Raw genomic sequence first — 8,235 nt, 5'->3', positions numbered from 1 at the left:
TGTCCGGCGCGGCGCGCCCGGCGGGCATCGGCCCGGGATCGTCGCCGCCTCGGGATCGGCCGCCCCGGCACTGCCGGTCCCCGGGTCGGCGGGGGCCGCACCGTCGGCTTCGGCGCTGCCCGCGCCGTCGGTGAGACCGGGTACCAGCTGCATCAGCGTGTCGAAGTCGACGACCTGCGCGCCCAGCTCGGCGGTGTAGACGATCACCCCGTTCTCGTACAGCCGGTACTTGCCGGCGTCCTCGGGCAGCGGCAGTTCCGGAGTGACGGGCAACCCCAGCGCTCCCCGCATACCGCCCATCTCCTCGTAGGCGGTATCGATCGGCGAGGGGGGCGCGCCACCCGGCGTACCGCCCGGGGACACCGGGAGCGAGCCTTCCGGTGTACGCGGAACCGGCACACCCGATTTCGTGCCCTCGGGCGAAACCTCGTTCCATGGTTCGGAGGTGCCCGGAGCGGCACCTTCCGGAAGTCCGGTGGGCGGATTCACCGGCGGCGGCAGCGGCGCCGGGGTGGTGACAGCGAGTTCGGCGGGTGTCGGCCCCACCTCGAAGGTCTGGATATCGGCCGGCGACCCGCCGTCGGGCGCGGCGGAGTACTCGGCACGCAGGATCCGTCCGTCGCGCAGCAGTACCCGGCCGGCCGTGGCATCCACCGCGGCGGTGGTGCGCGGATCCTCCTGGGCGGTGCCGCTGTAGACCTGGCAGTCGGTGGTATCGCAGGTCTGCGCGTAGGGCCAGCGTGTTTCGGCCAGAGCGTAGGACCGGGCGGCGACCGCCTGGGCCTCGAGAGCGGCGGGCGCCCAGTCCGGCGGCATCTCCGCCGGGACCACGCCGAGCAGATAGTCCTGGATATCCACCCGGTTGACGGTGCGGGTCTCACCGTTCTCGGCGGCCACGCCCAGCGACCCGCGGTAGGCGCCGCCGTCGCACAGCGTCAGATGCTCGGCCGCCGGGCGATTCGGGTTCGGGTCGAGCGGATAGACCCATGGATCCTGGACCGGGTTTTCCCACAGGACCGGTCCGTCGCAGCCCTGGGTGACCACCGCGTGCGCGCCGCCGTCGGGCAGCGGTGTGAGCCGGACGGCCGTACCCGCCTGCAGTTCCTGTCCGGCGAGCCGCAGACCGGCGGGGGATGTGACGACCAGGTCGGCGCCGTCCTGCTCCTGCAGCCGGACCGATACCGACGCCGGGCCGATGGTGCCGAACTCGGCGCCGGGGTAGTAGTGGGCGAGGATCTGGTCGACGTTCTGCCCGTTGTCGGCGTTCTGCAGCGCACCGTGCTGACTCAGGCCGCGTCCGTGCCCCGGACCGGCCTCGGCAAGCATCCGGTATACCTCTCCGGCGCCGGGCACGAGCAGCGCCCCACCGATGACCAGAGCCGTCGCGCCGCAGGCGAGTAATGGGCCTGGACGAATCCGCCTACCTCTCATCGACTGCGGTAGCACCGCGACTACCAGCGGGTTGTGCAGACGCCCTGAGACTTTCGGCCGAGTCATGTTGTTTCGGTATGACATACGAGCACTCCCATCGTCAGCCCGGACGCTTTCGACTCGGTACGACGTCGGCATGTCGTTTCGACCGGCCACGCTCCGGGAGCTACATTCGAGCGAACAGGAAAGCCTCAACCTCAGGTTTAGATTTGTGACGAATGTGGCTAGTGTGGTCCGTGGGACTGAAGTTCGCAAGCATGACTTGCTCACCGATCACTGGTTGCAACCCTGATTGGAGAAGCTCGTGCCCTACCGCAAACCGAAGCGTTCCTGTGTACTGCCGGTTGTCGCGTTAGTAGCGGTAGCGGGCCCGATTCTGCTGCCCACGGTCATCGATACGGGCAAATCAACCGATCGGATCGAACTCACGGCGGTGCCGCCCCAGCTCTCCGAACTCGCCCTGCGCGATGCCCCCGACACCGTGCTGCCGCTGGGCGAGCTGACCGGCCTGAACCTGCCGGACCTGCGCCTGGGCGATCTGCAGGCCTTGGGGGTGCCCGGCCTCACTCCGAACGGCACGACCACACCCACCGATCCGAGCCGCCGGCTCCCGGGACGGCAGCCCGGTGTGGGCTTCGTGACCGAGGGCGGAACCCCCTCCGCGGACACCCCCGCACTCACCCCCGGCGTCATTCCACCCGAATTCATGGACGCGGTCGGCGCACAGGTCAAGGAACTGAACCGGGAACAGCCCTTCAGCATGGTCGCGCTGACCGCTCCGGACCTGGCGAACACCACCGTCATGATCCGGGCCAAGCAACCCGACGGTGGCTGGGGCCAGTGGTACGAGGCCAACCCGATCGACGGCGCCGACGGCGTAGCGGCCGGCGGACCCACCGGCACCGACCCCATCTACGTCGGCAACACCACGGCGGTGCAGGTGCTCGTCACCCGGAAACCGCAGCAAAACGAGGGCGATCCGCTCGGACGGACACCCGCCGCGGCGGGCGGGCCGCAGCAGCCGCCCGACCTCACCGCCGTCCTCATCGATCCCGGCCGCGGCGCCGTCGACGATCAACTCCAGGACATCGCCGCCGCTCTGCCCGGCGGCGGACCCCGGGTCATCACCCGCGACCAGTGGGGCGCCGACGAATCGATCCGCTGCCAGGAGCCCACCTACGACGACGGGCTGGGCGGGATCACCGTGCACCACACGGCCGGCCGTAACGACTACAGCAAATCCGAATCGGCCGGGATCGTCCGTGCCATCTACGCGTACCACTCGCAGACCCTGGGCTGGTGCGATATGGGGTACAACGCACTGGTCGACAAGTACGGGCAGATCTTCGAGGGCCGCTACGGCGGTCTGGACAAACCGGTGCAGGGCGCGCACGCGGGCGGTTTCAACGAGAACACCTCCGGAGTCGCGATCATGGGCGACTACCAGGTCGAACAACCCACCGACGCCTCGATCGAGGCCACCGGCAAGTTCATCGGCTGGCGCGCCCGGATCGCCGGCCTCGACCCCAAGGGCCAGACCACCATGTATTCGGAGGGCACCGAGTTCACCCCGTACGCGCAGGGTGAGGAAGTGCATCTGCCGGTGGTCTTCGCACATCGCGATGTGGGCAATACCAGCTGCCCCGGCGATGCCGCCTACTCGCAGATGGACCGGATCCGCACGATAGCCGCCGGTGAAGCGGGGGCGACCCGGTCGTCCACCCCGCGCAGCCAGGCCTCCCGCTCGGATCTGGCCGCGCTGGCCGATCTCACCGCCAAGCTGCTGACCATGGTGAACGACAATGTGATCGCGAAGTACTGGGTCTCCAAAGGTGGCCCGGACGGGCCACTCGGCCAGGCCGCTTCCGAACCGATGCCCGCGGCCCAGGGCCAGCAGTACGCGAAATTCGTGAACGGATACGTCTATACGACGCCGGACGGCCAAGTGCACGAGGTCGTCGGCAAGGTCCTGGATCGATTCCTGGAACTCGGCGCCGACGCAGGTGCGCTCGGCCTGCCGCTCAGTGACGCCTACCAGGTACCCGAGGGCCTCCGCACCGACTTCCAGAACGGCTCGCTGATTCTGGATCGGGCGGCCGATATCGTCACCACCGTCTGGAAGACCTACAACGACACCTACCAGCAACAATTGAAGGGGCAGGACACGCACCCCGGCACGCCACCGCATACGGGACAGCCCGGCACCGCCCCGCGGGCGGTGCCCGGCGCGGGCCCGGCCCCACAGGTCGCCGGACCGGTGCCGCCGGTCGCGGGCCCGGGTCCCGAGGCCGCAGACCCGGGCACGGAAGTCGTGGGCCCGACTTCCCAGTTCGCGGACCAGGCCCCGGACGTCGCGGGGCCGCCCACAGCTGCCGCCCCGGTAGAAGAGCGGTCACCGGTACCGCAATACGCACCGGCACCCGCTGCTCAGGTCGGCCCGCCGCCCCCACCCGAGCCCGCGGCACCGCCCGCACCCGCCGCCTGACGCCGCGCACCCACCGCGCCGAAACGTGCCCCGCACGGTTCGGCGCGGTCGTCTTTTCCGCGGGTGGTCCGCGCCCGCCCGGTTACTCCGTCCTGGGCCACCAGCGTTCCAGTACCTGCGCGACCCCGTCCTCACTGTTGGTCCCGGTGATCTCGTCGGCGGCCGCGAGCGCGTCCGGATGCGCGTGCCCCATCGCGACCCCGAGCCCCACCATGCGCAGCATCGGGATGTCGTTGGGCATATCGCCGAACGCGACCATGTCGGCGGCGGCGACGCCGAGCCGCTCGCCGAGGATCCGCAACCCGGACGCCTTGCTGACGCCGGGTGCGGAGATCTCGATCAGGCCGTGCTCGGTGGAGTAGGTGATATCCGCGCGGTCGCCGATATGGGCGGCCAGGGTCGTCGCCATATCGCCGCTGCGGGCGCCGGGCAGCCGGATCAGCATTTTGATCGCGGGGGTGTCGATGACCTCGTCCCGGGCCACGGCGGTGTCGTCGGGATTCAACCAGGCGTGTTCGTACTGCGGTGAGCTGACGAATTGCGGAGTGGCCGCGTCGTGTGCGCTGGCGCCGATGCGTTCGGCCGCCAGTCCGCACCCGGGTAGCACCTTCTCCGCGAGATCGGCGACCCAGGCGAGGGTATCCACGTCCAGTACCGAAGCCCCGAGCACCTTGTCGGTCCCGGCGTCGTAGAGCACCGCGCCGTTGCCGCATACGCACAGCGGCGCGAACCCGAGCCCGGCCACCACCGGGGCGATCCAGCGCGGCGGCCGGCCGGTGGCCAGTACGAACGGCACTCCGTCGGCGACCAGCGCCCCCACCGCGGCCCGGGTGCGAGCCGAAACCCGCTCGTAGGGATCGATCAGGGTGCCGTCCACATCGGAGGCCACCAGTTTTGGTCGGGTCTGCCGCGTTGCGCTCACCCGTTCCATTCTGCTGGGTCGGCCGCGGCACCCCGGCGGGCCTACCCGTTCGCGGGGCGAACACGCAGCAGGCATGCCTTCTGTGCATGAGCGAGGGCCCTGCGTGGTCACGCTCCGCTGCCGCCTCCGGGCCTGACTCGCTCATGCTGCCTGTCGCGCATCCCATGGAATCGCTCCCTATGATCAGGGGCTACACCTGATATCGAGGGGAACGATGGCCGGCTTTCTGCTACGACGGGCGCTCAATTACGTCGTGCTGCTGCTCTTGGCGTCCTTTCTCACCTTCAGCCTCGCTTCGCTGACCTTCCGGCCGCTGGACAGCCTGGAGCAGCGCAATCCGCGACCGCCGCAGTCGGTGATCGACGCCAAGGCCGAGGAACTACATCTGAACGAGCCGATTCCGCAGCGCTACGTCACCTGGATGACCGGTGTGATGCACGGCGATTTCGGCAAGACGCTGGGCGGGCAGCCGGTGAGCGAGGAATTGGGCAGACGGGTCGGGGTAAGTCTGCGGCTGCTGGTCCTCGGTTCGATCATCGGCACCGTGCTGGGTGTGCTGATCGGCGCGGCCGGCGCGATCCGCCAGTACAGATTCAGTGACTATTTCACGACCGTCGTCTCCCTGCTGATTCTGTCGACTCCGGTGTTCCTGCTCGCGACACTGCTGAAATTCGGTGCCCTCGAGATCAACTCGGCCACCGGAACGCAGATCTTCCTCTATACCGGCGAGACTTCGGCGACCAGTGTCGAAGGGTTCGGCGCCCAACTGGTCGACCGCCTACAGCATCTGGTGCTACCCACCCTGGCCCTGGCCCTGGGTGGAATGGCCGGATACAGCCGCTACCAGCGCAATGCCATGCTCGATGTGCTGCAGAGCGATTTCATCCGGACCGCCCGGGCCAAAGGCCTCACTCGTAACCGTGCTCTCTACAAACACGGTCTGCGGACCGCTCTCATCCCGATGGCGACCCTGTTCGCCTACAGCCTCGGCGGACTGATCACCGGCGCCACCTTCACCGAGAAGATCTTCGGATGGCACGGCGTCGGGGAATGGCTGGTCGATTCCATCAACGCCCAGGACATCTACGTGGTCGCCACGGTGACCGCGTTCGCCGGGCTGGTGGTGCTGGTGTCGGGCCTGCTCTCCGATATCGTCTACGCGATCCTCGACCCCCGGGTGCGTGTGGGATGAGCGGTGTGGCGGCGAAACGTAACCACGTAGGGCCCCCGATCATGCCCGAGGACGCCGCATGATCGGGTCGGGCCCGGAGGCGGCAGCGAAGCGTAACCACGTAGGGCCCCCGATCATGCCCGAGGACACAGCGTGAGTATCAACGAAACCGAGATCCTGGTGCAGGGCGCGCCCGAACCGGCCGCCTCCGGCCGGCGCAAACTCATCCTGCGCCGCTTCCTGCGCAACAAACCCGCGTTGGTCGGCGCCGCGGTGCTGATCCTGATGTTCCTGGCCAGTTTCGTACTGCCGGCCTTCCTGCCCTACGACTATCAGGACATCGACTACACCGCGCTGCTGCAACCGCCGAGCCCGCAACACCCCTTCGGTACCACCGAGATCGGCCAGGACGTACTCGCCCAGACCCTGCGCGGGCTGCAGAAATCGCTGATCATCGGCTTGTGCGTGGCTGTGTTCTCCACCACCATCGCCGCCGTCACCGGCGCGGTGGCCGGACTGCTGGGTGGCTGGACCGACCGGACCATCATGTGGGTGGTCGACCTGCTGCTGGTGGTACCGAGTTTCATCATCGTGGCCCTGTTCGCGCCGCGCACCAAGGGCAGCGGCTCGATCGTGCTGCTGATCATCCTGCTCAGTGTGTTCGGCTGGATGATCAGCGCGCGGATCGTGCGCGGACTGACCATGAGCCTGCGTGAGCGCGAATTCGTGCGGGCCGCCCGCTATATGGGCGCGCCCACCCGGACGATCATCCTGACCCATATCGTGCCGAATATCGCCTCGATCCTGATCATCGACACCACGCTCACCGTCGGCGCCTCGATCATGGCCGAAACCGGGCTCAGCTTCCTGGGCTTCGGGGTGCAGCCGCCGGATGTGTCGCTGGGCACGCTGATCGCCAACGGCACCAGTTCCGCCATGACCTATCCGTGGCTTTTTCTCTTCGCGGGCGGTCTGCTGATCATCACCGTGCTCTGCGCGAACCTGGTCGGCGACGGACTGCGCGATGCCTTCGATCCCGGCGCGAAACGCGCCCGGTCCCGGCCGTCGCGCAGGGCACGCAAGGCGGCGGAGAAGTCCCGGCAGGCGGAGGAAGCGCGGACATGACCGGCGAGACCACGACGGTGCAATCGGCGGCGGACCGGACCGGACCCGGTGGATCCGGTTCCGGCCAGGGCCGGGCGCCCCTGTTGGAGGTTTCGGATCTGCGCGTCTCGTTCCCCAGCGAAGAAGGCCGCGTCGACGCGGTCCGTGGAGTGGACTTCACGGTTGCCGACGGTGAGGTACTGGCGATCGTCGGCGAATCCGGGTCCGGGAAATCGGTGTCCTCCCTCGCGGTGATGGGACTGCTGCCCGAACAGGCCCGGGTCACCGGCTCGATCCGGTTGCGCGGGCGAGAACTGCTCGGCCTCGGCGACCGGGAACTGTCGAAACTGCGCGGCAGTGCGGTGAGCATGGTCTTCCAGGACCCGCTCTCGGCGCTGACCCCGGTCTACCGGGTGGGCGACCAGGTGGCCGAAGCGCTGCTCGCGCACGGGAATACGAGCAGGACCGAAGCGGCGAAACGCGCGGTCGAACTGCTCGATCTGGTCGGCATCCCCGACCCGGAACTACGCGCGAAGGCCTTCCCGCACGAATTCTCCGGCGGTATGCGCCAGCGGGTGGTCATCGCCATGGCCATCGCCAACGATCCGGCGCTGATCATCTGCGACGAACCCACCACCGCGCTCGATGTGACGGTGCAGAAGCAGATCCTGAACCTGCTGCGCAAAGCCCGCGATATCACCGGCGCGGGGGTCGTCATGATCACCCACGACATGGGTATCGCGGCCACCCTCGCCGATCGGGTGGCCGTGATGTACGCGGGCCGGATCGTGGAAACGGCGACCACCGCGCAGATCTTCCGAAGCCCGCGGATGCCCTACACGGTAGGTCTGCTCGGTTCGATCCCGCGGATGGACGGACCGCCGCGCGCACCATTGATTCCCATCGTCGGCGCGCCTCCGGCCATGCACGCACTACCGCGAGGATGTTCCTTCGCGCCGCGCTGCCCGGTCGCGATCGAGGACTGCCGGACCGCGGAACCGCCCCTGGCGGAGACCGTTCCGGGTCATCGCGCGGCGTGCATCCGCACCGACGAGGTCGGCTCGGCGGCGCTGTTCGACGCCTACCGCCGCGAGATCGGCGAACCGGCGCAGCCCCCCGCGA

Annotated in this window: 6 protein-coding genes; 4 read left to right on the top strand and 2 right to left on the bottom strand. The window is 68.7% G+C overall.

Annotated features, from left to right (window positions below):
- The coding region (locus tag ON38_RS00580; protein ID WP_245563831.1) for a SpoIID/LytB domain-containing protein at window positions 1–1,326 on the bottom strand (1,326 nt) is incomplete at its 3' end.
- Between the two features lie 409 nt (window positions 1,327–1,735).
- Here ON38_RS00580 and ON38_RS00575 point away from each other — a divergent pair.
- Window positions 1,736–3,916: an N-acetylmuramoyl-L-alanine amidase gene (locus ON38_RS00575; protein ID WP_039821469.1), complete on the top strand. Its 2,181-nt coding sequence runs from the start codon at window positions 1,736–1,738 to the stop codon at window positions 3,914–3,916.
- An 82-nt stretch (window positions 3,917–3,998) separates the two neighbouring features.
- Here the strand turns inward: ON38_RS00575 and ON38_RS00570 are convergent, their stop codons facing one another.
- Entirely contained in the window at window positions 3,999–4,847 is an 849-nt protein-coding gene (locus ON38_RS00570; protein WP_039821465.1) for a Cof-type HAD-IIB family hydrolase, read from the bottom strand.
- Window positions 4,848–5,052: 205 nt separating this feature from the next.
- Here ON38_RS00570 and ON38_RS00565 point away from each other — a divergent pair, with 205 nt between their 5' ends.
- The 3 genes from ON38_RS00565 to ON38_RS00555 form a co-directional block, all read left to right on the top strand.
- The gene (locus ON38_RS00565; RefSeq protein WP_039821463.1) at window positions 5,053–6,030 is read left to right on the top strand and encodes an ABC transporter permease; all 978 of its coding nucleotides are present in this window, start codon (window positions 5,053–5,055) and stop codon (window positions 6,028–6,030) included.
- 138 nt (window positions 6,031–6,168) lie between these two features.
- The gene (locus tag ON38_RS00560; RefSeq protein ID WP_051164228.1) at window positions 6,169–7,134 is read left to right on the top strand and encodes an ABC transporter permease; all 966 of its coding nucleotides are present in this window, start codon (window positions 6,169–6,171) and stop codon (window positions 7,132–7,134) included.
- On the top strand, window positions 7,131–8,235 hold a 1,105-nt coding region (locus ON38_RS00555; RefSeq protein WP_157181622.1), incomplete at its 3' end, for an ABC transporter ATP-binding protein. The genes ON38_RS00560 and ON38_RS00555, both read left to right, overlap by 4 nt.

The organism is Nocardia testacea NBRC 100365 (genome assembly GCF_000308775.1).
Taxonomy (GTDB): domain Bacteria; phylum Actinomycetota; class Actinomycetes; order Mycobacteriales; family Mycobacteriaceae; genus Nocardia; species Nocardia testacea.
This window is presented reverse-complemented; position numbering and strand designations above follow the sequence as displayed.

Coding starts and splice junctions, on each gene's coding strand:
- ON38_RS00570 (WP_039821465.1), bottom strand. CDS start 4,847: ATGGAACGGGTGAGCGCAACGCGGCAGACCCGACCAAAACTGGTGGCC.
- ON38_RS00565 (WP_039821463.1), top strand. CDS start 5,053: ATGGCCGGCTTTCTGCTACGACGGGCGCTCAATTACGTCGTGCTGCTG.